The 22,778-nt window shown below is 63.5% G+C and carries 24 protein-coding genes; 20 read left to right on the forward strand and 4 right to left on the reverse strand.

Annotated features, from left to right (window positions below):
• Positions 1-133: 133 nt before the first annotated feature.
• Positions 134-763 (reverse strand): glutathione S-transferase family protein, encoded by a 630-nt coding sequence (locus IEI94_RS04510; protein ID WP_191165992.1) that lies wholly within the window; start codon positions 761-763, stop codon positions 134-136.
• A gap of 177 nt (positions 764-940) precedes the next feature.
• Here IEI94_RS04510 and IEI94_RS04515 point away from each other — a divergent pair, with 177 nt between their 5' ends.
• The 3 genes from IEI94_RS04515 to IEI94_RS04525 all read left to right on the forward strand — a co-directional run bounded on the left by IEI94_RS04515 (position 941) and on the right by IEI94_RS04525 (position 2,366).
• The gene (locus IEI94_RS04515) at positions 941-1,213 is read left to right on the forward strand and encodes a hypothetical protein (RefSeq protein ID WP_191165994.1); all 273 of its coding nucleotides are present in this window, start codon (positions 941-943) and stop codon (positions 1,211-1,213) included.
• A 110-nt stretch (positions 1,214-1,323) separates the two neighbouring features.
• Positions 1,324-2,001 carry a VOC family protein gene (locus tag IEI94_RS04520; RefSeq protein ID WP_191165996.1) on the forward strand — a complete coding sequence of 226 codons (678 nt, stop codon included), beginning with the start codon at positions 1,324-1,326 and terminating at the stop codon, positions 1,999-2,001.
• Positions 2,001-2,366 carry a hypothetical protein gene (locus IEI94_RS04525; protein ID WP_191165998.1) on the forward strand — a complete coding sequence of 122 codons (366 nt, stop codon included), beginning with the start codon at positions 2,001-2,003 and terminating at the stop codon, positions 2,364-2,366. The genes IEI94_RS04520 and IEI94_RS04525 overlap by 1 nt, the downstream gene beginning before the upstream one ends.
• Before the next feature lie 9 nt (positions 2,367-2,375).
• On the opposite strand, the gene IEI94_RS04530 is transcribed toward IEI94_RS04525, so the two are convergent.
• Positions 2,376-5,519, reverse strand: a complete 3,144-nt coding sequence (locus IEI94_RS04530) for a transglycosylase domain-containing protein (protein WP_191166000.1) — start codon at positions 5,517-5,519, stop codon at positions 2,376-2,378.
• Between the two features lie 137 nt (positions 5,520-5,656).
• Between IEI94_RS04530 and IEI94_RS04535 the strand changes: the two genes are divergently transcribed.
• From IEI94_RS04535 to IEI94_RS04580, 10 genes are all read left to right on the forward strand, one after another.
• Positions 5,657-6,811, forward strand: coding sequence for a heparan-alpha-glucosaminide N-acetyltransferase domain-containing protein (locus tag IEI94_RS04535; RefSeq protein ID WP_191166002.1), 1,155 nt, complete (start codon positions 5,657-5,659; stop codon positions 6,809-6,811).
• A complete protein-coding gene (locus IEI94_RS04540; protein ID WP_191166004.1) occupies positions 6,808-7,926 on the forward strand; it encodes a serine hydrolase in 1,119 nt (372 codons plus the stop codon). Before IEI94_RS04535 ends, IEI94_RS04540 begins: the two co-directional genes overlap by 4 nt.
• 18 nt (positions 7,927-7,944) lie before the next feature.
• Entirely contained in the window at positions 7,945-8,223 is a 279-nt protein-coding gene (locus IEI94_RS04545) for a peptidylprolyl isomerase (RefSeq protein WP_191166006.1), read from the forward strand.
• Between the two features lie 61 nt (positions 8,224-8,284).
• Positions 8,285-8,491, forward strand: coding sequence for a DUF6494 family protein (locus tag IEI94_RS04550; protein WP_191166008.1), 207 nt, complete (start codon positions 8,285-8,287; stop codon positions 8,489-8,491).
• Positions 8,484-9,470: an ABC transporter ATP-binding protein gene (locus IEI94_RS04555; protein WP_224749925.1), complete on the forward strand. Its 987-nt coding sequence runs from the start codon at positions 8,484-8,486 to the stop codon at positions 9,468-9,470. The genes IEI94_RS04550 and IEI94_RS04555 overlap by 8 nt, the downstream gene beginning before the upstream one ends.
• Positions 9,467-10,228: an ABC transporter permease gene (locus tag IEI94_RS04560; RefSeq protein ID WP_191166011.1), complete on the forward strand. Its 762-nt coding sequence runs from the start codon at positions 9,467-9,469 to the stop codon at positions 10,226-10,228. Before IEI94_RS04555 ends, IEI94_RS04560 begins: the two co-directional genes overlap by 4 nt.
• 47 nt (positions 10,229-10,275) lie before the next feature.
• Positions 10,276-11,283, forward strand: a complete 1,008-nt coding sequence (locus IEI94_RS04565; protein ID WP_191166013.1) for a nucleoid-associated protein — start codon at positions 10,276-10,278, stop codon at positions 11,281-11,283.
• Positions 11,284-11,379: 96 nt separating this feature from the next.
• Positions 11,380-11,901 (forward strand): DUF1269 domain-containing protein, encoded by a 522-nt coding sequence (locus IEI94_RS04570; protein WP_224749926.1) that lies wholly within the window; start codon positions 11,380-11,382, stop codon positions 11,899-11,901.
• 15 nt (positions 11,902-11,916) lie between these two features.
• Positions 11,917-12,393, forward strand: coding sequence for a TerB family tellurite resistance protein (locus IEI94_RS04575; RefSeq protein WP_191166015.1), 477 nt, complete (start codon positions 11,917-11,919; stop codon positions 12,391-12,393).
• Positions 12,386-12,610: a lipopolysaccharide assembly protein LapA domain-containing protein gene (locus tag IEI94_RS04580; protein ID WP_191166018.1), complete on the forward strand. Its 225-nt coding sequence runs from the start codon at positions 12,386-12,388 to the stop codon at positions 12,608-12,610. Before IEI94_RS04575 ends, IEI94_RS04580 begins: the two co-directional genes overlap by 8 nt.
• Before the next feature lie 25 nt (positions 12,611-12,635).
• Here the strand turns inward: IEI94_RS04580 and IEI94_RS04585 are convergent, their stop codons facing one another.
• Complete coding sequence (locus IEI94_RS04585; RefSeq protein ID WP_191166020.1) at positions 12,636-13,550, reverse strand: YihY/virulence factor BrkB family protein; 915 nt, start codon at positions 13,548-13,550, stop codon at positions 12,636-12,638.
• 127 nt (positions 13,551-13,677) lie between these two features.
• Between IEI94_RS04585 and IEI94_RS04590 the strand changes: the two genes are divergently transcribed.
• Genes IEI94_RS04590 through IEI94_RS04610 form a run of 5 tightly spaced genes read left to right on the forward strand, consistent with a single transcriptional unit; the run spans position 13,678 to position 19,468 of the window.
• On the forward strand, positions 13,678-15,741 hold the full coding sequence (locus IEI94_RS04590) for an ATP-binding protein (protein WP_191166022.1): 2,064 nt from the start codon (positions 13,678-13,680) through the stop codon (positions 15,739-15,741).
• On the forward strand, positions 15,738-16,142 hold the full coding sequence (locus IEI94_RS04595; RefSeq protein WP_191166024.1) for a response regulator: 405 nt from the start codon (positions 15,738-15,740) through the stop codon (positions 16,140-16,142). The genes IEI94_RS04590 and IEI94_RS04595 overlap by 4 nt, the downstream gene beginning before the upstream one ends.
• A complete protein-coding gene (locus IEI94_RS04600; RefSeq protein WP_191166026.1) occupies positions 16,142-16,912 on the forward strand; it encodes a YaiO family outer membrane beta-barrel protein in 771 nt (256 codons plus the stop codon). Before IEI94_RS04595 ends, IEI94_RS04600 begins: the two co-directional genes overlap by 1 nt.
• Positions 16,869-18,044, forward strand: coding sequence for a HEAT repeat domain-containing protein (locus IEI94_RS04605; protein WP_224749927.1), 1,176 nt, complete (start codon positions 16,869-16,871; stop codon positions 18,042-18,044). The genes IEI94_RS04600 and IEI94_RS04605 overlap by 44 nt, the downstream gene beginning before the upstream one ends.
• On the forward strand, positions 18,044-19,468 hold the full coding sequence (locus tag IEI94_RS04610) for a glycosyltransferase family 2 protein (protein WP_191166027.1): 1,425 nt from the start codon (positions 18,044-18,046) through the stop codon (positions 19,466-19,468). The genes IEI94_RS04605 and IEI94_RS04610 overlap by 1 nt, the downstream gene beginning before the upstream one ends.
• 12 nt (positions 19,469-19,480) lie before the next feature.
• On the opposite strand, the gene IEI94_RS04615 is transcribed toward IEI94_RS04610, so the two are convergent.
• Positions 19,481-20,512, reverse strand: a complete 1,032-nt coding sequence (locus IEI94_RS04615; protein WP_191166029.1) for a serine hydrolase domain-containing protein — start codon at positions 20,510-20,512, stop codon at positions 19,481-19,483.
• A gap of 307 nt (positions 20,513-20,819) precedes the next feature.
• Between IEI94_RS04615 and IEI94_RS04620 the strand changes: the two genes are divergently transcribed.
• Complete coding sequence (locus IEI94_RS04620) at positions 20,820-21,425, forward strand: hypothetical protein (protein WP_191166031.1); 606 nt, start codon at positions 20,820-20,822, stop codon at positions 21,423-21,425.
• 162 nt (positions 21,426-21,587) lie between these two features.
• Positions 21,588-22,607 carry a hypothetical protein gene (locus IEI94_RS04625; RefSeq protein ID WP_191166033.1) on the forward strand — a complete coding sequence of 340 codons (1,020 nt, stop codon included), beginning with the start codon at positions 21,588-21,590 and terminating at the stop codon, positions 22,605-22,607.
• The last annotated feature ends 171 nt before the right edge of the window (positions 22,608-22,778 follow it).

Consider the following 22,778-nt stretch of genomic DNA (forward strand, 5'->3'; position numbering starts at 1 on the left):
AAACGGCTTATGGTAGCAATCCGCTACCGGTCACTGCCAGTTGGCTCACTACAGTTGATAGCCAGGAGAATTAGCCGTCACTCCTAGCGACAGAGCAGTCCTGAGCGATGCTGGCCGCTGCAGCAGAACTGGCTTAGGGCAGTGGAATCTCGTTGACCTTGTGCGGGCTATGGTAGCCGCGCTGTACCGCCGGTCGCGCAGCGATCTCGAGATACCAGCGTTTGACCGCGGGGTAGGCATCGAGATCGATGCGCTGCCACTCGAAACGCGACACCCAGGGCCACACCGCCATGTCGGCGATGGAGTAGTCGCCGGCCAGGTAGGCGCGCCCGTCGAGGCGCGTATCCAGGACTCGATAGAGCCGCTGGGTTTCGTCGAAGAAGCGGGTCTCGGCATAGGCGGCCTTGCCGGGGTTGAAGTGCAGGAAGTGGTGCGTTTGACCCAGGATCGGTCCCAGGCCCCCCATCTGCCACATCAGCCACTCCATGACCCGGTAGCGCGGCTCGCCGTCGGCGGGCAGGAAGCGGCCATGGCGTTCGGCCAGGTAGTACATGATGGCCCCCGACTCCATCAGGGTGACGCCGGTGTCGTCGTCGCGCAGCGCGGGAATCTTGTTGTTGGGGCTGACAGCGAGGTACGCCGGGGTGTGCTGCTCGCCCTGGGTGAGATCGACCGCGTGGGTGCGGTAGGCAAGCCCCAGCTCCTCGAGCAGAATCGAGACCTTGCGTCCATTGGGTGTGGTCCAGGTCCAGAAATCGATCATCTGCGTTGCCTCTCGGGTAAGCGTCGGATCATGAGCCTGGCACAGCCGCAGCGTGCTGTCATGGTGACACTATCAAACGCTGTTCGAAAAATATTGACGCGCACCTGAAAGCGGTGCTATTTAGCGCTACCGGCAATGTTTGTCGGGCCTATCAACGCTCTTCGAGGGTTTGTGAACATGCCTCTGCGCCGCTGTTTACCCATTCTGCTGGTGGCTGCCTTTGCCACAGGCTGTGCCAGCAATAATACCATTGCGCCGCGCTATACCACCGACAATCCCGATATCCTGCGGATCGGCGGCGAGCGTCCGGCCAACCCGGACAGCCGTATCGAAAATGCCGGCTCCTTCTGCCTCGAGATTTCCGAACGCTGGAGCGAGCATGGCAAGACGCCGGATGGCCAGACTCTCTGGGCCAAGGACACCATGCGCAAGGTAGTGCCCTGCCGCTAAGCCAGTCGGCTGGGCCCATTTCAGCGACCCCGGTGTGATGCTCACACCGGGGTCGCTGCGTTTAGTATGCTGTTAGGACTACTTGCCCTCGATCCAACCGGAGCCTTGTTATGTCAACGACGCGATTCGACCATCTGGTGGTCGCCGCCGAAAGCGTAAGTGCTGGCGTCGACTACCTTGAGCGGCATCTCGGCGTGCGGCTGCCGGAGGGCGGTGAGCACCCGCGCATGGCGACCCACAATCATCTGATGCAGCTCTCACAGAGCAGCTTCCTCGAGGTCATCGCCACAGACCCGGACGCCGCACCGCCGGCACGGCCTCGCTGGTTCGGCCTTGATGACCCCTATGTGCGGGCCAGTCTGGCAGCGTCGCCACGCCTGCTGACCTGGGCGGTCAACACGTCGAGCCTGGATGCGCTGGAGCTGGACTGCGTGCCGCTGGGGCGCAGTGAACCGATGAGTCGCGGCGACCTGAACTGGGATATCACCATCCCCCCCGACGGCAGTCTGGCGGCGGGTGGTCTGCTGCCGGTGGCGCTGCAGTGGCACGCTGACACGCACCCCGCCGGGCGAATGCAGGACCTGGGGTGCCGGTTGACCGGCCTGACGCTTTACCACCCACGGGCTGACTGGCTGAGCACATGTTTGCAGCGGCTGGGCGCCGCCGAGCTGGCCAGGGTCGAGGGGATTGGCGACGCCGAGGGCGCCTGGCTCGAGGCCGAACTCGAGACGCCGCTGGGACGCCGGGTACTGAGTAGTCGCGACCCGCATCTGCCGGCAGGTGTGTGATGCGTCTCGCAAGACTTTCGCACCGGGTACTGCTGCCTCTTGCCGTGGCGTTGCTGGTCGGTGGGACGCTTGCCGTCGGCGGCTGTGGCGGCGACGGCAAGCGTGAGGTGCCGCTCTATGTGTTGGCCAGCGAGGGGAGTGCCTATGATGGCCAGCGTGTCGTTACCCAGGGCGTGGTGCGGCGCTTCGATGACCCGCTGCACTACTGGATCGAAGACCAGGATCTCAATCGTGTCGAGCTGTTTCCCCACGAGGCGGTAGCGGACCACCTGGGGCAGCAAGTGCGGGTGAGCGGCACCTTCCGTCTCGGCGAGAGCGGAGGGCGCCGCATGACGGTGGCCGGTTTGACCGTGCTCGACGACTAGCCTGTCGGGTCAGTCATCCGACGCGCTTCTTCTGGCCGCTGGCGGTGCTGCGCGATGATCTGCGACCAGAAGTTCCTGACCGCTACCCGGAAGGCAGCCGTCCCCGCCCGGAACCAGCAGCGGCTCGAGGATCTCCTGCATGCCCTTGAGTACCTGCACGGGCAGTGCCGAGGTGAAGCGGAAGCTGTCCGACTCACTGCCTGGCACGAAGGCGGTCAGGGCACCGAAGTGATTGTCGCCAAGGTAGAAAACGAAGGTGGCGGTGCGGTTGCGGGCCTGGGAGCTGAGCACCTGTCCCCCTCGACCTACGGTCTCGAAGCGGTTATTGCCGGTACCGGTCTTGCCGCCCATCACCAACGGTGTGTCGTCTTCGAGGTTGAAGCTGCCCTGCAGTCGCCGCGCGGTGCCGCCTTCGACCACATCGGATAGGGCTTCTCGCAGCACCGCTGCCACCTCGGGCTCCATGACCCGCTGACCGCGCGTACCGGCCGGCACTAAACGGGTCTCGTAGGGCGTGTCGGCTGCGAAGTGCAGGTCGTCGATGCGCAGCGTCGGTAGCCGTACGCCATCGTTGAGAATGATCCCCATCAGCTCGGCCAGGGCCGCCGGGCGATCTCCCGAGCTGCCTACCGCTGTGGCCAGCGACGGCACCAGGTGATCGAACGGATAGCCGAGACGCGCCCAGCGCTGGTGGATGTCCAGAAACGCCTCGACCTCGAGCATGGTGCGGATCCGCACGTCCCGGGCGCTGCGGTGGCGGGTCTTGAACAGCCAACCATAGACCTCCTGACGCTCGTCGCGGCTGGCATGCGCGGCCTCACCAAAGCTGGCCTCGGGGTGATCGAGCAGGTAGCCGAGCAGCCACAGCTCCAGTGGGTGTACCCGGGCAATATAGCCCTGGTCGGACAGGTCATAGCTGCCCGGGGCATAGCTGCTGTACAGCCTGGCGATACGCTGTTCGCTGAGCGATTCGTGCGGCAGTCGCTCATGGATAAAGGCCGCAAAGGTGGCCTCATCGGCCTCCGGGAAAAGGTAACGGTGCACTGCCGCCAGTCGCGGTGCGGTGGTACGCAGGCCGTCGAGGAACAGCATGAGACGCTCCTCGCTGTCCTTGCCGCGGTACTTGTTCCAGAAGCGCTGCAGAAAGACGCGTCCTTCGCGGTCGGCAAAGCGCTGCAGGTACTCCTGCCGACGCGGGTCCTGATCGTCATCGAGCAACTGACTGCGGCGCTCGTTCTGGTGAGTGCTGTAGCGGACCAGATCCCGCATCAGGCGCACGAAGGGCAGGTTCAGGGACTCGCTCATCGACTCGCTCAGCGTCGGGTGGCGGCCATTGTCCTCGCGGCGGAAGTTGCTGAAGGTATGGCGGCCGCCGCCGGTGAAGAAGGCTTCGTGGGGGCTGGCCGAATAGCGTCGTTGCATGGCCGCATCGAGCAGCGTGCGCAGCTCCTGTTCGGGGCTGATGATCAACTGGTCGACGACCCAGCGGCTCAGGACGTCTTGAGAATTGATCTCGATGCTGCGCAGCTCTTCGACCGGTCTGCCGACGTGGCGCTTGTGCAGCTCAGCGATGACTTCCAGATAGTTGGCGAGCACGCGCAGCTTGGCCGTGGAGCCCAGCTCGAGCTTGCTGCCCTCGTTGATGTCGAAGGGCTGGCCGGTGTTGTCGGTCTGGATGCGAACGCGATAGCCCTCCTTGCCGCGTTCATAGAGCGTGAAGCTGTAGTTGACCTCGGCGGTCTTCTCCGGCGACAGCAGGCGATCGCCCAGCAGTCCGATCTCGCCAGCGAACTCGGGGTCGGCGAGCCGGTAGAGATAATCGGTGACCTGGCGCTGGAGATCGCCGTGCAGCGTGGTGCGCGCCGTGAGATCGAGACGGTCGAGGTCATAGAAAGAGGTGCCCAGCAGGCTGCTCAAGCGGCCGCGAGCCACCTGCAGGCCCTTGTCCTGCTCGACCCTGAGGCGCACCGGGTCGCGGGCGAAATCGCGAAAGCTGAGCTGCTGGACCAGCGCCGCATCACGCAGCATGGGGTCGATCACGTCGGCCTCGGCGAGAATGCGCAGATAGCTGTCAGTCAGTCGCTCGAGGCTTTGACGGCCGGTGTTCAGGTACCAGGAAGGTCGGCGCTGGGCGATCATCAGCGCGACCACCTGGCGCAGGGCGAGCCCTTGCTGCTGCAGGTTGGCGGGGCCGTTGAAGCCGGGCACCAGCAGCTGGTTGAGGGCATCGAAGTCGGCATCGAACCACACCCATAGGCCATCTCCAATGCCGTGGATCTCACCGTAGCCCGGTGCCGCCGAGAGCGGCACGCTGTTGAGATAGTCCAGTGCAACATCCTGTCGGGCGGCGAGTGTCTGCGGTCCTTGCTGATAGCCGCGGACACTGGCAGAAATCATCTGGCGCAGCTTCTCACGGGCCGAACCGGTCATGCCCTGGGGGGAGTGGCGGTACTTCTCGACCTGTGTAGCAAGGGTGCTGCCGCCGGAGGATTGTCCCGAGACATCCAGCGCGCGGCCCACCTGAGAGATCGCGGCTTTGGCGAAGCGCGGCCAGTCCACTGCCGGATTGGCGTAGGGAGAGCGTGAATCGAGCAGTTCGCGGTTTTCGATGAACAGCAGTACTTGCAGCACCAGTGGAGGGATGGCATCGAAATGCGGATAGTGGCGCTGCGGATGCCGAAAGCTGTACATCGCCTCGCCGCGGCACTCTTCCAGGCTGAGGCCGGCGCGGGTCTTCTCGGCGTAGGGAGGAAAGAACCCTCGTTGGGTGTATTCGAGCAGCGCCGGTGAAAAGCGCGCCTGACGCTCGACCACGAAGTCGCTGGCGCGCAGGCGCGCCTCGAACTGGGGCAGGCGTGTATAGCCTAGGCGGATGTCGAAGGGGCCGTGCTGGGGAAAGATGATGCGCTCGCTGGGGCCTGGCGATAGGGTATAGGAGAGGGTGCTGGCGTAGCGCGACAGCTCCTGAGCCTGAAAGTGAGAGGTGCGTGCTTCTGCGAGCAACAGCGTGGCCAGGCTGATCGAGATCAGCGCCAGCACGATCAGCACGGTGTTGCGCAGCCAGTGGCGGCGCTTCACCGGCACCGTTAATGGCTTCAGCGAGTCCTGGCCGTTGCCAGGGGGTCCTGCGTGAGACGAGACGGTTGCGCCCATGTGCCACCCCCAGCGCATACGTAGCCCGACAATATGATTTCGGCATAAGCTGCGCCTTACTCTGTAGCGTAGTCTGCGCGGGCGAAAGTGGATGCCTTTATTTACTCTTTCTCATGGTCGACACAGGGACGAGCTCCATGAACCACACCACCGCAGAGTCGCCGCGCACCGACGCCGGAGGTTATTGGCACCGCCTGCGTGAAGCAGCGTATCTACCCCGCGCCGAGGGCCGCATCGCAGCCATCGACCTGGCGCGGGGGGTGGCGATCTCGCTGATGATTGTCAGCCATGCGGTGAGCGGGCTGCTTGGCCTGCGGCTGGTGCCCGAGTGGGGCATGGTCCCCGTGCACCTGATGACCAAGTTCTCTTCGTCGCTGTTCATCCTGGTATTCGGCATTGCGCTGGCGGTGGCCTTCCTGCCCCATGCGCGCAGCGAGCACTGGCCCCGGCGGCGCCTCAAGCTGTGGCTGAGGGCGCTGGAGGTGCTGTTCTGGTACAAGGCGTTGACCATCGTCGAGATGCTGCCGCTATATGCGCCAGAGGATATTCTCGCCACCCTGCTGTGGCATAACTTCGCGATCTGGGTCGAGATACTCGGTTTCTATGCGATCGCGCTGCTGTGGGTGCCGCTGGTGCTGCCGCTGTGGGCGCGAGCGCCGCTATGGGGCCGACTGGCGGCGATGGCCCTGGTCACCGCGCTGGCCGCCTGGCTGCAGCGCGTTGACTTTGGAGAGCTCGAGATTCTGCAGGCGCTACTGGTCGACCATGAGGATCACTACGCCTGGGGGCAGCTGTCGCGGGCACCGCTGGTCATGGCCGGACTGCTGATCGGCGAGGCAGTGCTACGCTGCTATTTCACGCCAGCCTGGCGGCGTCGCCTGGTGATGACCTTGCTAGGGCTGGGAAGCGCCATGCTGGTGGCGTTCTTCATGCTCGCTCTACTCGGTGGCGAGGTTCACGCTGCCTTGATGTCGGTGGCACGTAACGTCGGCAAGCATCCGCCGGGCCTGGCCTTCATGCTGTTCAGTGTCGGTGGTGCCTTTATTATCCTGGCGGCGGCGCTGGCCGGCGGCGAACGACTGCCGCGACTGCTGCTGCCGATCACGCTGGTAGGCTCCGATGCGCTCAAGGCGTTCATCTTTCATATTGTGGTGATCTTTCTGGTACTGCGCTTCCTGCTCGATAGTTGGCAGGTCTACAGCTACCCCCAGGTGCTGGGTATTGGCGTCGCCCTGGTACTGGGGGCAGCAGGCTGGATCGCTCTGACCCGCTGGATAGGAGCCAACAAATGAGCTATCGCGGTTTGTGCTGCCTGGCGCTGCTGCTGGTCAGCCTCAGTGCCCACGCCGGCAGCATGCACGCTGACTGGTACTATCACGTCGACAAGCGCAGCGAGTGGCAATCGCCGTTGGAGACGCGCCTGGCGGGACTGGAGCGCGACTTTCCCGGCGAGTTCGGGGTCTATGTGCAGGATCTGCACAGCGGCGAAGCGCTGTCGTGGCGGGGTGACCGTCACTGGTACCTGGCCTCGCTGATCAAGGTGCCGGTGGCAGTGGAGCTGTTCGCCCGCCTCGACGAAGGAGAGCTGAGTCTCGATGAGCGCATGACTCTTACGCGCAGCGACTATATCGATGGCGCGGGTCAGACCAACTGGCATGACCCCGGCAGCCGGCTGACGCTAAGGTTTCTGCTCGAGGAGATGCTCACGGTCAGCGACAATACCGCCAGCGACATGCTGATCCGTCGGGTAGGGCTTGCCGCCAGCAACCGTCGTGCCCGTGACATGGTGGCCGCGGCAGGTGGGGATACCGCTCGACTGGGCGAGATCACCAGCCTGCTGGAGGTGCGCCATGCGCTATTCAGTGAGCTGCATCCTGATGCCCGCGAGCTGGCGGGCATGGACTATATCGCCCTGCGTCACAACGACAATCTCGAGACCCGAGTGGCCGCCTTCGCCGAGCGTCTGGGCGTGCCGCATGGTGAGCTTGCACTGGACAGTTACGATGCCGCCTTCGACGTTTACGAGGCCAGTGCACTCAACGGCGGCACGCTGGTGGCATTTGGCGATCTGTTGTCGACCCTGGTGCGTGGCGGTCCGTCCCGGTCGGGGTTGAGTGACGCCAGCCGTGAAACCCTGCTGGCCATCATGCAGCGCACCCGGTCAGGTGAGAAGAGACTCAAGGCGGGGTTTGGCGATGACGTTCGCTTCGCCCACAAGACCGGCACTCAGCATCGCCGTACCTGCGACGCCGGCATCGCCCGGCGCGGCAGCGACCGACCGGTGGCAGTGGTCGCCTGCACCCGCGGCCCGCTGGATGTGGCGCCCCATGAGCGGCTACTGGCCGAGGTGGGGGCGGCCATCGAGGCCAGCGGCGTGCTAAGCTTGCCAGTTCAATCCGCAGACTGATGTTCAGGAGTACTTACCATGGCACGCGCCAGCGCACGTCACATTCTGGTCGACAGCGAAGAGAAGTGTCTGTCCCTCAAGCAGGAAATTGAGGATGGGAAAGACTTTGCCGAGGTCGCCAAGGCCCACTCGTCCTGCCCCTCGGGCCGCCAGGGCGGCGATCTGGGTAGCTTTGGTCCGGGGCAGATGGTGCCCGAGTTCGACAAGGTGGTGTTCAGCGCCGAGCTGAATGAGGTCCAGGGCCCGGTCAAGACCCAGTTTGGCTACCATCTGCTGGAAGTCACCGAGCGCACTTGAAGCACTGACAAGATGCCCGCCGACGGTAGTCGGTGGGTACCGTTTGCACAAGGAGTCAGTCATGAACGAAGAAGCCTTCAATCTGAGCCTGCGCAAGTTTCTCAAGACCGTGGGCGTGAGTTCGCAGCGTGAAATCGAGCAGGCCGTCGACAAGGCGCGTGCCGAGGGGCGTCTCAGCGGCAATGAGTCTCTGCCGGCCACCATGACGCTCAACGTCGAGGGCCTCGAGCTTACTGTCACCTTCGATGGAACCATCGAGCTTGAATGATCTGGCAGCATCGCTCGCCGATCCGGATGCCAGCCGGGCAGCCGCCGAGCCAGTGATTCGTATCACTGGACTCGACAAGACCTATGCCGGCGGCTTTCGGGCCCTCAAGGCGGTGGATCTGAGCATTCGACGCGGCGAGATCTTCGCTCTGCTGGGTCCCAACGGCGCGGGCAAGACGACGCTGATCAGCGTCGTCTGTGGCTTGGTCAATCCCACCGCTGGCGAAGTGCGCGTCGACGGCTTCGACAGCGTGCGTGATTATCGCCAAGCCCGGGCGCTGATTGGCCTGGTGCCCCAGGAGCTCACCAACGAGGCCTTCGAGACGGTGTGGAATACGGTGAGCTTCAGCCGCGGACTGTTCGGCAAGTCGCCGGACCCGGGCCATATCGAACGGGTGCTCAAGTCACTGACGCTGTGGGACAAGCGTGACAATCGCCTGATTACCCTGTCCGGTGGCATGAAGCGCCGGGTGCTGATCGCCAAGGCGCTCTCTCATGAGCCGCGCATCCTGTTTCTCGATGAGCCCACCGCGGGCGTGGATGTCGAGCTGCGCCGTGAGATGTGGAACGTGGTTCGACAGCTACGCGACAGTGGCGTGACCATTATTCTCACCACCCACTACATCGAGGAAGCCGAAGAGATGGCCGATCGCATCGGTGTCATCAACGGCGGCCAGATCGTGCTGGTGGAAGAGAAGGCGGCGCTGATGCGCAAGCTCGGCAGCAAGCAGTTGACCCTGCACCTGCATAGCCCGCTGGCTGCCGTGCCGGCTCGCCTGTCAGGCTATGATCTGCAACTGGCCAATGAGGGCAGCGAGCTGATCTATAGCTATGATGGTGCCTCGGACGGCGAAGAGGGCAGTGGCATCACCGCACTGCTCGGCGACCTGGATGCGGCCGGCATCGCCTTCAAGGACCTGCACACTCGCCAGAGCTCGCTGGAGGACATCTTCGTCGATCTGGTCAAGGAGCGTTCATGAACCTCTATCCGGTGCGCGCCATCTACGCCGCCGAGATGGCGCGCACGCGCCGCACGCTGTTGCAGAGCATCGTCTCGCCAGTCATCTCCACGTCGCTCTACTTCGTGGTATTCGGTGCCGCCATCGGCTCGCGGATCAGCGAGATCGATGGGGTCAGCTACGGCGCCTTTATCGTGCCTGGCCTGATCATGCTGATGCTGCTGACACAGAGCGTCTCGAACGCCTCGTTCGGCATCTTCTTCCCCAAGTTCTCGGGGAGCATCTATGAGCTGCTTTCGGCGCCGATCTCGCATGTCGAGATCGTTATCGGCTATGTGGGCGCCGCGGCGACCAAGTCGATCGTGCTGGGGTTGATCATACTGGCCACGGCTGGACTGTTCGTACCGCTGGAGATCGCTCATCCGCTGTGGATGTTGACCTTTCTGTTGCTGACCGCGGTGACCTTCAGCCTGCTCGGCTTCATTATCGGCATCTGGGCCGACGGCTTCGACAAGCTGCAACTGGTGCCGCTGCTGGTGATTACCCCGCTGACCTTTCTCGGTGGCAGCTTCTACTCCATCGACATGCTGCCACCGGTATGGCAGACGCTGACGCTGTTCAATCCGGTGCTCTATCTGGTCAGCGGGTTCCGCTGGAGCTTCTATGGCATCAGCGATGTCAGCCTGCTGGCCAGCGTGACGATGATCCTGGTCTTTCTTGCCCTGTGTCTGGCGGTCATTGCCTGGATGTTCCGCACCGGCTACCGCCTCAAGCCGTGAGCGCTGGCGCTCACGGCCGCCTCTTACCTCCTGCTCAAACGTGATCTATGCCCGTACTGCAAAGCATTGTCCATCGCCTCGAACCCCATAGTGACAACGACCGCCTGGTGGTCAAGCCGGCCGCCACTGCTCATCCTGAGAGCACGGTCATGAGTGAACTGGTGGCCGCCGTCAGCGATGCCTATAACCCCAAGCCCAAGGGCTGGGGAGCCTTCGCCGAGGGTGAGTCTGCCAGCCCGCTGGCCGGCTGGTTGAGTGCCTATCTCGACGGCCAGCGCGACTTCGCCGATATCACCCGTACCATCGCCGAACGGCTGGCGGGACTGCTCGAGGATCGCCTTTCGGTGGGCGGCTATCTGGTGTTTGATCACAGTCGTCGCGGTGAGGCGGAGAGCCTTAGCCTGGCACTGGTACAGCAGCGACAGGGCATTGGTATCGACGATGCACACCAGGCGGTACCGGCCGCCCAGCTCAATCTCGGCCAACTGACACTGGCTGCGCGAATCAATCTCAGCCAGTGGCGCAGCGACTCACCGGGCGCTCAGTACGTCTCCTTCCTCAAGGATCGCGGTGGCAAGAAACTCGCCGAGAGTCTGGTCGAATTGCTCGGCGTCGAAGAGAGCATCGATGCGCCCAGCGAGACGCGCACGCTGCTCAAGGCCTTCAGCGACTATGTCGAGCAGGGCGATTTCGACGAGGACGCCAGCCGCGAGAAGACCGATGCCCTGGTCGACTATGCCAGCGAGCAGCTCAGCCGCGGTGAGCCAATCACCCTTGATGAGCTCTCGACGCTGGTCGACGAGCAGCAGCCCAAGGCTTTCTACGAGCATATCCGCCATGCCGACTACGGTCTGTCTGAAGAGATTCCACCGGACAAGCGCACCCTTAGCCAATTTCGCCGCTTCACCGGGCGTGCGGCGGGGGTCTCGATCAGCTTCGACTCTCATTTGCTGGGCTCGAGCGTTGAATACGACGAGTCTCGCGAGCGTCTGATCATCAAGACTCTGCCCAGCCAACTGCGCGAGCAGCTCAAACAGCGTCAGAAGGGAACGTAATCTCGACGATAGTTGTCGCTAGTAAGAGACAGAAAATGCTGGATGCCGAGGTGTGGATCGCCTCGGATATCGTTCACAAGGAAGGGGAGCATCATCATGCAACGCCTGTATTTCCTGACACCCAATGCCGACATCACCTCGGATATCGCCGACGAGCTGAGCCAGATGGGCCTGACCAAGGACGACCTTCACGTCGTCGGTCGCAACTGGAAGCCACTCGAGCGTGAGGGGGTGCCGGTGGCCACCGTGCGTGAGACCACCGACGTGATGAACGCCCCCAAGCGCGGGGTGCCTGTCGGCGCCGGCTTGGGCGCGGTACTTGGTATTATCATTCACTTTGTACTGGGGCCGAGTCTGATTGTGATCGTCCCCGCCATGGCGGTCTTTGGCGGCTTGTTCGGGCTCTGGACCAGCACCTTGGTAGGCGTGTCGGTCAAGGACGTGAAGGTCAGCAAGTACAAGCAGGCGCTCAATCGCGGCGCGCTGATGGTGATCGCCGATGTGCCCAATGAGAAGGAAGAGACCGTCAAGGAGATGGTGCGTCGCCATCACCCCGAGGTGGTGATCGACAAGATTACCGCTCGCGATGAAGCCCGGCCGGTGGGGCAAGGCCAGTAACGGAGTCGTCTGGACATGCTCGATGCGATACAGCAATTCTTTCAGCGTACCCTGGCCGAGCCCGAGGCCAGGGAAGATCGCACGCTGACGCTGGAACTGGCCACCGCGGCCCTGCTATGTGAAGTGATGCGCGCCGACTATGCCACCGGTGAGGCGGAGCTCGAGACCCTGCGTCGCATGCTGGTCGAGCGCTATCACCTTAGCGACACCGCGGTGGATGAACTGATGGCGCTTGCCCAGCAAGAGGTCGAGGAAGCCGTCGATCACTATCAATTCGTCAGCCTGATCAAGGACCATTACGGTTATGCTCAGCGCTGCGAGCTGGTTCAGTTGATGTGGCAGCTGGCTTGGGTGGATGGTGCCATCGACCCGCTCGAGGAGCACCGCATCCGGCGCCTGGCCGATCTGTTGCACGTCGGACACAATGATTTCATTCTCGCCAAGCTAGCGGTTCAGAAGGCGCGGGGGGACAAGGAAGACCGCCATGGATAAGGTATACCTGACTCTCAAGATCCTGATCACGCTGATCATCGTGGTGTTGTTCGTGCAGAACATCCGCGTGGTCGAGGTCAATTTCCTGGCCTGGAGCATGTCGCTGCCATTGGCCCTGCTGCTGGTAGGGGTATACGTGCTGGGGATGGTCAGCGGCAAGAGCCTGATGGCGCTGGTGAGGCGGCTGCGTCAGCGGTCGCACTCCGACGAGCGCTGACAGACGCTAAGTAGGTACGAAACCTCTACTCAACGGTGGTGATGACGGCATGGCGTGGGTCGGTATGCCAGGCCACGCCAACCCGATCACTGTGCTCGAGTTCGGCGATGACCTGGCCTCCGAGCAGCAGGATAATGGCGCCGATCTCGAGGCTCAGCAGCACCACGATCAGCGTGGCAAGAGAGCCATAGACCACATTGACGAAGGATATCTGGGCGAAGTAGACCACCAGCAGCAGCCGTACACCCTCCCATAGCAAGGCGGCGACGAACCCGCCTACCAGCGCTCGGCGTAGCGCGATGCGCACGACTGGCAGTACCTTGTAGACGGCGCTGAACAGCGCGAAGACTCCCACGAAGCTGAACAGGTTGAGCGCTACCCAGGAGAGTCCTGCCAGCGGCAGTTCACGTCCCAGCACCGCCAGCCACAGGTCGTTGATGGCACTCGCCATGGAGACCATCAGCGTCAATCCCAGGATGCCGCCACCCAGTACCAGCATGAAGGCGTAGGGCAGCAGCGCCGAGACCCAGGCGCTGCGCCGGCTAGGGTTGTCGGGTTGGTGGAAGATGATCGCCATGGCATCTTCCAGCATGCGAAAGGCGAAGGAGCTGAACAGCAGTAGCACCAGCAACCCGAGGGTGCCAATGGCATCCCGCGAGTCGACCAGGGCGCGAACCGCCTCGAGCAGGATATCGGCATGCGCCGGCGCCAGATGCTGGGTCTGCACCGTCATCACGCTGAGCAGGCGCTGCTCATCCACGACGCTGGCCAGCAGCACGGCGAGCAGCGCCAGCAGCGGCACCACGGAAAGCATGACGTTGTAGCCCACACCACCTGCCAACAGGATTCCGCGGTTGCGCAGAAATGCCGTTATGACCCGCCAGGCGAAGTGGGCCAGACGGGGCACCAGCGTGGCATAACGTTGGCGCTTAGGTTGCATCAATCTCTCCTGATGGATGTCGCGGCTAGGCTATCCGTAGCCACGCGGTTATCGTAACCTGCTGCCAGACCTGTGATCAGGGTACGCTTCACCGCACCGGCCATCCATTCTGCAGGGAGCATGACGATTGCACGACGCAGGAAAAATCCCCGGAACCTGGCGCCATACCCTTGCCTTTCTTCTCGCCTTTACACTGCTGCTCGGCCTAGGTTGGCAGGGCATGCGCGTCCAGCAATCGCTGCTGGAAGCCAATGCCGAGGTTAACCATAGTCTCGAGTTGATCACCGTCATCCAGGACATGCAGCTGAGCCTGCAGGATATCGAAACCGGTGAGCGCGGCTATGTCATCACCGGCCAGACAGCTTACCTGCAACCTTATCATCAAGCGCGCGAACGCATCGCCGCGGAGCGCGAGTCACTCCAGCAACTGCTGGAGCTGCGTGGCGTGGCCGCTGATGCGCCGCTTGCCGAGCTGGACGCGTTGATTGCCAGGCGCCTCGAGATCAGCGAGTCCAACATTGCCGTGCGCGAAAGCGATGGCCTGGAAGCCGCCTCGCTGCGGTTGATGGCCGCCGGGGGGCGTCAGACCATGGATCGCCTGCGCCTGACCCTTGAACAGCTGGAAGCCGATGAGCGCAGTCGCCTGGCGGCGGATACCCGGCGTGCCGAGGCGCAGGCCGAGCAGGCGCGCTGGCTGGGCTTGGTCGGCGCGCTGCTGGCGGCTGGGCTGCTGCTGGCGGCATTTCTATCGGTCAGTCGAAATCTGCGCTTGCGTCGGGGGCTGGCGCTCGAGGCACAGCACCGAGAGGCGCGCATGGAGGCACTGCTTGCAGCGGTACCCGATGAACTCTATCGCATTGTGCCCGGGCAGGGCGTGAGTCGTCTGATGCACAGCGAGCAACCTCCGCCCCCCATCGATCCAGATTTTGTCGAGGCGCTCTCCGGACGCCTGGGCGATGAAGAGGACCTGCTGCACAGCTTTATGTGGCATGCCCCCAGCGGCGATGAATTTGAAGTTCGCATGCTTCCCACCCGTGACGGTGAATACCTGGCAGTGTGTCGGGATGTCACCGATCGGCTGCGCAGTCGGCGGCGGCTGCGTGATCAGCAGACCTTTCTGCGCAGCATTGTCGATAGCGATGAGAACCTGATCTTCGCCCGCGATATCAGCGGCCGATTTCGTATGTGCAACCAGGCCTTTGCCGCCTTTCTGGGTGTCAGCCCTGCTCAGTTGGAGGGCCGCTGCGCCGCCGAGCTGCACCACGGCCACTGCTTGCTGCCCTTGATGGCCGGCGACAGCGAGCTGCTGGCAGGCAAGCCGGAGCAGCGCGACATGGCACTCGAGGTGCAGGACGCCGACGGCCAGACCCGCTGCCTGCAGCTGCTCAAGCGGCCTCTGACACTGTCCGACGGCAGCCGCTACCTGTTGGCGGTGGCGGTGGATATCACCGAACGGCGTGAAATGGAGCGCATGAAGGCGGAGTTTATCGCCACGGTCAGCCATGAGCTGCGCACGCCCTTGACTGCCATTCGCGGGGCCGTGAGCATGCTCAATAGTGGAGTGGCCGGCAGCCTGCCCGAAGATGCTGCGCCGCTGTTGGAGATCGCTGACAACAACAGCGAGCGGCTGATGCATCTGATCAACGATATCCTGGATATCGAGAAACTGGAATCCGGAGGCCTGTCCTTCCACTGGGAAAGGTTGCCACTGGGGCCACTGGTTGAAGCGGCAATAAGAGACAATACCCCGGTAGCAGCAAGTTTCGAGATCAGACTGGTGGCCGAGGGGGAGCCGTTGGATGCCCTGGTGGATGTGGATCGCCACCGTTTTGCCCAGGTCATGGCCAATCTGATCTCTAACGCTTGCAAGCATTCGCCGCCCGGTGAGCGGGTAGTCATCGCCCAGACATTCCATGAGACGGAGTGGCTGGAGGTGACGGTGACAGATCACGGGACGGGGATCCCGCTGGCATTTCAGCCTCGGGTCTTCGAGCGTTTCGCCCAGGCTGATGCGTCTGACCGGCGCCGCACCGGCGGCACGGGATTGGGTCTGGCGATCACCCGCGCGCTGGTCAAGCAGATGGGCGGTGAGATCGACTTTTCCTCGACGCCGGGTCAGGGCACCCGCTTCCGGGTACGACTGCCACGCCGTGATTCATCGTCGGTAATCGCTGGTAAGGAGACTCTATGAGTGAAGCCGCCACTAGCGCGTCGCGTATCCTGATGGTCGAGGATGAGGAAGACATAGCCTTTCTGATCCGCTTTCTGCTTGAGCGTAACGGCTATACGGTGGAGCATGCCGCCGACGGGCGCCAGGCACTTGAGCGCATCGCTTCATCCGATATCAGTGGCGATATCCCGGCCCTGGTCTTGCTTGACGTGATGCTGCCCTATCACGATGGCCTGGAGATACTCGAGCGGCTACGCGCTCAGCCGGGATGGCAAGCGGTGCCGGTGCTGATGTTGACGGCCAAGGCACGCGAAGCCGATATCGTGCGGGCCCTGGAGCTGGGTGCCGATGATTACGTGACCAAGCCCTTTCAACCCGATGAGCTGCTGGCGCGGCTGCGTCGTTTTATGAGGAGACGCTGATGCGTAGGGCTAGGTTGCGACGCTCGTCAGGCTTGGCGGTGCTGCTGGCGGTGATCGGCGGCGACCTTATGGCCGAGGAGCGGCGTCTTGAAGGCGAGATATCCTACCGCTACGAGAGCCTTGATAGCGGCTTTGACGATTGGCAGACCCAGCGCCTCGATCTGCAATCGAGTCGCCCCGGTGAGACGACCTGGTACGGCGCGGCGCTACGCGAGAGGCGCTTCGGTATCTGGGACGAGGGGCTCGAGCTGGGGGCCGCCGTGCCGCTGGATGGCAATTGGGTACTGCAGCCCGAAGTGGGGAGGACGTTTGACGCAGATTTCCTGCCCGAGTGGTATGCAGACCTGAGACTGCAGCGCCGGCTGTCGCAGGGCTTTGTGGGCAGCGCCAGCGTGCGCCGCACCCAGTACGACGCCTCGCGTGTAGATCGCCTGGCGCTTGGCGCCGAGCGCTACTGGGGCAATTGGCGTGCGGCTTACACCCTCAACGTCAGCGAGGTTCAGGGTGCCGGCAACCCGGTAGGCCATGCCGTGGCACTCGATCACTACTATCACGAACGCAGCGTGATCGGTGTGCGCGCTAGTGCTGGCCAAGAAGAGGAGGGCGTGCCTGGCGGCGAGGTAGTGACCAGCGATGTGACCTCGTTCACGGTGCGTGGCCGCCACTGGCTGGATACGAATTGGGCCCTGTCGTGGGAGCTGGGCACTCTCAGTCAGGGTGATCTCTATGATCGACACGGGATCCAACTGGGCGTGCGACGTGCTTTCTGACCTCGAGACAGCGTCGGAACTGATCATGACGGCGTTGGCGAGGCTCGCTAGCCTGCCGCAAGACCCCGCCTTGCGCCTGGCGGTTTACAGCGCCATGGCCCTGGCATTGCTTACTCTGGTGATCATGTCCCAGGTGCTGGTGCTCTCCGAGCTGGCATCTCGACGTGAAGTTCGTCGGCAGGCGTTTATCGCCGGCTGGCGGCCGCATCTGGCGGCCTGGAGCATGCAGGCAGATGAGCGCGCGCTCCCCGCGCCCCCGCGCGGCCGTCGAGAGCGGCTATGGTTTCTGCTGCTGTGGAGTCGAATGCAGCGACAGCTGCGCGGTATGGCGCAGCAGCGGCTCAACGTCCTGCTTGAGCAGCTTGGCATGCTGAGTCCCGTATTGAGTTTGCTCGAAAGCCGTGCGGTCCACCATCGCCTGGTGGCGCTGACCTGCCTGCGCTATCTGGCGGATGCCAGCCACTGGCCGGCGGTGTTGCCGCTGCTTGAATCGCGCAATGTGGCGGTCTCTCTAGCGGCCGCTCAGACGCTGGTAGCGATGGACGCCGAGCGTGCCATGCAGCGCATCATGCAGCGCGTGCAGGCGCGTCGCGACTGGGCGCTGCCACGCCTTGAAGCGCTGTGTCAGCAGGCCGGCCGTCAGGCGGTGACTGAACCACTGTTAGCAGAACTGAATGCCCCTCAAGGCAGTGAAGGGCGCGCCGTTGCGCTACTGGCATGGGCCGAACCCAGCCAGGCCGCGCCCTGGGCGCGTCGCTATCTGGCCGTAGCGCAAGCCAGCGATGCGTGGCAAGGGCTGGGCGAGGAAGCGTGCTGCGCGGCGCTTCGCAGTCTCGGCGAGCTACGCGACCCCCGCGACCGTGACCTGCTGCTGGTGTACCTGGACAGTGAGGCGCCGACGGTGAGGCTGGCGGCTCTGGCGGCACTGCGTCGTCAATCCAGCGCTGCCGACAAGGCGCTGATGGTTCCGCTGCTCGCCGACCCCAACTGGTGGGTACGTCAGGCGGCGGCAGATGCGCTGGTAGCGCTGCCCGACATGGATGACGTCGCGTTGACGATGCTGCTGGAATCGCTGGCGGATCGCTATGGCCAGGATGCCCTGCGCCGTGCCATGGCCGAGGGGAAACGCTGATGGAGATCCTGGCCAGACTGGCGAGCATCGATTGGGTGTGGTGGGGCCAAGTCGGCTTTATCGGCTATTTCGTACTGCTCAACGGTGGTTACCTGGCGCTCAACCTGCTGTCGATGATCAGCCTGCGCCGCTACATGCGGCAACGGGCCGAGCTCGGTGAGGATGCGCCCTATCTTGGCGTCGAGCCGGCGGTCTCGGTGCTGGTGCCGGCGTACAACGAGGCGGCGACCATTCGCACCTCGATCCTGTCGCTGCTGCAGCTGCAGTACCCCGAGTTCGAAGTGGTGGTGATCAACGACGGCTCCAAGGACGAGACGCTGGCGGTGCTGATCGACACCTTCGAGCTGGAGCCCTATCCCGAGCCGTTGCGGCGCACGGTGCCGCATCAGGAGGTGATCGGGGCCTACCGCTCGCGGCGCTACGCCAATCTCAAGGTGCTCGACAAGGTCAACGGCGGCAAGGCCGATGCCCTCAACGCGGGGATCAATGCGGCGCGACACGGGCTTTTTTGCGCGGTGGATGCCGACTCGATCCTGCAGCGCGACAGCCTGTTGCGGGTGGTGCAGCCATTTCTCGAGGATGAGCGCACCGTGGCGGCGGGGGGCACCGTGCGTATCGCCAATGGCTCCAAGGTGCGTGGCGGCTTCCTGCTCGAGGCAGGCATTCCCGATAGCCTGCTGGCGCGTTTCCAGATCGTCGAGTACCTGCGGGCCTTCCTGTTCGGCAGGCTCGGCTGGTCGCCGATGAATGCGGTACTGATCATCTCCGGTGCGTTTGGGCTGTTCGACCGCGAACGCGTCATGGCGGTGGGCGGCTACAGCACCACCACGGTGGGCGAGGACATGGAGCTGGTGGTACGCCTGCATCGCTACCACCGCGAGCAGCGCCTGCCCTACCGCATCTGCTACCTGCCCGACCCGATCTGCTGGACCGAGGCGCCCGAGGACCTGGGAACCCTGGGACGCCAGCGTAGCCGCTGGCAGCGCGGGCTAGCTGAAAGCCTGAGTCGCCATACTCGTCTTGCCACCAGCCCCCGCGGCGGGGCGCCGGGGCACCTGGCCTGGCCGTTCATGACGCTGTTCGAGTGGCTGGGGCCGCTGGTCGAAGCGGCCGGCTATCTGTTCATGATCGTGGGGTTCAGTCTGGGCATCATTTCGCCGCTGGCGCTGACGCTGTTCCTGCTGGTGGCGATCGGCATGGGGATTCTGCTATCGGTCAACGGCCTGCTGCTGGAGACGCTCTCCTTTCGTGTCTATCAGCGCCGACGCGACATGCTGCGACTGTTCCTGGTCGCGATTCTGGAGAACTTCGGCTACCGCCAGCTCAATACCCTGTGGCGCTGCCGCGGGCTGTGGCAGTGGTTTACCCGCCGCAAGCATCAGTGGGGGGCCATGAAGCGGAGCGGGCAGTGGGGCAGCGATTAAGTGCCAGCTTATTCAGGGTTGGTCGGCCGCGAGTAATATCTCGACCAGGCCATTGAGCTGGCGCTGAAACTGGCCTCCGGGAGAGGGCGGGTTGGGATCCGAGGTGATGGCAATCGTCAGCGCGCGCTCAGGCACCACGAACAGTGCCTGTCCGCCGAAACCGCGGCCATAGTAGGCCGGTTCGCCGGCCAGATCAGTCACGAACCAGCCGTAGCCGTAGCCGTCATTGGTCCAGGGTGAGCTGCCGCGGGCGGTCCAGGAGCGTTCGACCCACCCTTCAGGCAGAATGCGCTGGCCGTTGAGCTGGCCGTCGTGACGATAGAGCTCGCCGATCTGTACCAGCGCACGCGGTGACAGCAGCATGTCGTTACCGCCGAAGTAGATGCCTTGGGGGTCGCGTGCCCAGGCCGGAATGTTGATCGACAGCGGGTCGCCCAGCAGCCGCTGAGCCAGTGCTAGGGTCGACTCGCCGCTGGCGTCTGTCAGCGCCGCCGAGAGCAGGTGGCTTGAGCCGGTGGAGTAGAGCATGCGCCCGCCGGGCTCGTCGACGAAAGGACGACGCAGGGCATCCGCCACCCAGTCGTTGCTGGCCACCCAGGCACCGTAGTTGCTGCCGGAGGTGCGTTCGAGTCCGGCCTGCAGCGCCAGCAGGTGGCCCACGGTAATCTCGTTGACCCGCGGGTCGGCATTGGCCGGCACGCGATCCCCCAGCAGCTCGACCAGTGGCTGACTGTCGCTCTCTATTACCCCGGCGTGAATGGCGGCTCCGGTGAGTGCCGCCAGCACGGTCTTGGATAGCGATTTCACATTGGCGGGTGCGGCAGTCCCGGGGCCACCCTGGTGGTGCTCTAGTACAATCTCGCCGTCATGAGCGACCACCAAGGCATGCACTCTGTCGAGTCGCTGGGTTGCGTCTCGCATGTCAGCAAGCGCCTGCTCGGACGGCACATCGGCTGCCGCGCTGGAAGCCACCAGGCCAATCAGCGTCAGACTCGTCAGCACGATGAGCAGCGATCGCGACCATCCCTGAGGCGAGGCGGACATAGGCGAATCTCCTTGAGGTGGTTGGCCTGGTTTCGAGCCTGGCGGGCTGTGGTTGGTTCCCGCTGGCCGCCCATCGAGATGAAAAGCGACAGGTGGGCAAGGCCATGGCAGGCTGCTAGGCTGGAAGCGTCGGCGTGGCAAGCGCTGATGATGTGAGGCAATGGCGTGACGTCAGGATGACGCCGCTTTGCCTACTACCTACTTGAGATGCAAGGAGTGCCACCATGCGAAGCATTATCTATATCATCGGTCTGATAGTGGTTGTGATGTTCGTCTTATCTCTGCTCGGCCTACGCTGACGTAGGCCATGCGCGGCAAGTCTCCCGATCTAGCGTTACGGGTGTTCGGATCCCTGCTTGCCGCCATGCTGCTTGGCGGCTGTGCGGCACGGGTCGTCCCGGACGCCGGGGTCGAGACACCACAGTCGGTTTATCTGGTCGATCACGGTCGCCATGCCAGTCTGGTGATTCCCCATGCAGAGGGGCTCACTCGCTACTCCTTCGGCGAGTGGGACTGGTATGTGGAGGGGCGCCGTGGAACCATGGCGGGTCTGTCGGCGCTGCTATGGCCGACCGCCAGCGGTCTTGGCCGCATGGATCACCAAGCCGTCGAGGCATCGCCGCTGCCCTCGCGCGTGACCCCCGAGGGGCGCCAACGGGTATATGAGCTGGAGGCGGAGTCTGAGCGCGTCGAGGCCCTGCGACAGCGACTCGATGCCTATCACGCGGCGGCCCCCGCGCCGCCCGCTTACAGCGACACCTATGGTCTCTATTTCGTCCCCTACTCGCGTGACTACTGGGCCGGGCATCAGTCCAATCTCAAGGTCGTCGAGTGGCTCGAGGAGCTGGGTATGGAGGTCCGGGGCTCGGCCTGGCTATCGCGCTGGCGAATTACCCCGCCTTCAGATGACTGATTTTCATCACCCTTGTAATGGCAGAGCGTCATGCCCTGGCATGACAATTTGTGAGGGCGCCTTTCCTGGTTGCCGTGAGTGTGTATGCTGATGGTGTGAGTCTTACCCTAGCGTCGTGCGAGCGAGGCGGCGTAAACGCAGTTGACTAAGGGGAATCGATAGATGGCACAACAATCGATAAGTGAGCTCTCCCGAGACAATCGGGTGCGAATCCTGGCCGGCGTTGCGGTGATCGCACTGGTCTATGCCTTGATTGCCAGCTCCGGGGCAAGCTCTGCACGCGAGGAGCGTGATAGCCTCGAAGAGCGCGTTGCGGTGCTGGAAAGCGACAATGATGCGCTGCGCAGCGAAGTCGATACCTTTGCCGAGGCGCAAGGTAGCGTCGATGAAGCCCAGCAGGAGCTGGCGGCGCTCGAAGAGGATACCGAACAGGCTCGTGAACGTCTGGCCGAGGTCGAGAACGAGCTCGCCGAGAGCGAAGCGCAGCTGGCTGAGCAGGAGAGTGCCTACGAGGCGCGTCAGGCTGAGCAGGAAGAAGAGCTCGAGGCACGCCGCCAAGAGCAGGAAGAGGAACTCGAGGCTCGCCGTCAGGAGCAGGAAGAGGAGCTGGCTGCGCGTCGCAACGAACTCGAACAGCAGGTCGAGGAGCTCAATGAGCAGTCTCAGACGCTGGACGAGCAGGTTGCGCAAAAGCAGGCCGAGCTTGAGACGCTGGAAGCCCAGGCGGAAGAAGCGCGAGACGCCCGTGATAGTGCCCGGGAAGAGTTAGAAGGTCTCGAGGAGCAGATCGCCGAGGCGGAAGGGCGTCAGGCCGAGCTGGCCAGCCAGATCGAGTCCGGTCAGGATCGCATCGCGGCACTGCAGGAGGAGATCGACGCGCTGGAAGGTCAGGCCGAGGAGCGTCAAGCGACCCTTGATGAGCTCGATGCTCAGATCGCTGCCTCACAGCAGAGCTTTGACCACGTCGAAGAGGGTCTCGAAGCTGCTCTCAACGAGTACGAGGAGACCCAGGCGCAGGTCGAAGAGGCGGATGCGCGGCTCAACGAGCTCTCCGAGCAGACCAGCGCCCGCACTGAGCAGCTCGAGCGTCTTGAAGCCCAGTTGGCCAGCTGGCGCGACGAGCTCAGCGAGCTCGAAGCCAGTCTTGAAGCAGCCACTGCAGAGCAGGAAGAGGACGAATGATTTTACCTCTTAGGCGCAGGTGCCCTGACACGGCGGCGAGCATAACGCTCGCCGCCGTTTTTCATGCGCAGTGCTAAAGTTGAGTGCAGCGCTTGGTTATACCGGCGATCAGCGGGTTATACTGGCCAACACACCGACCGGCCATCACCGGTCGCCATGACCGACCAGCAG

Source organism: Halomonas sp. ML-15 (genome assembly GCF_014779595.1).
Taxonomy (GTDB): Bacteria; Pseudomonadota; Gammaproteobacteria; order Pseudomonadales; family Halomonadaceae; genus Franzmannia.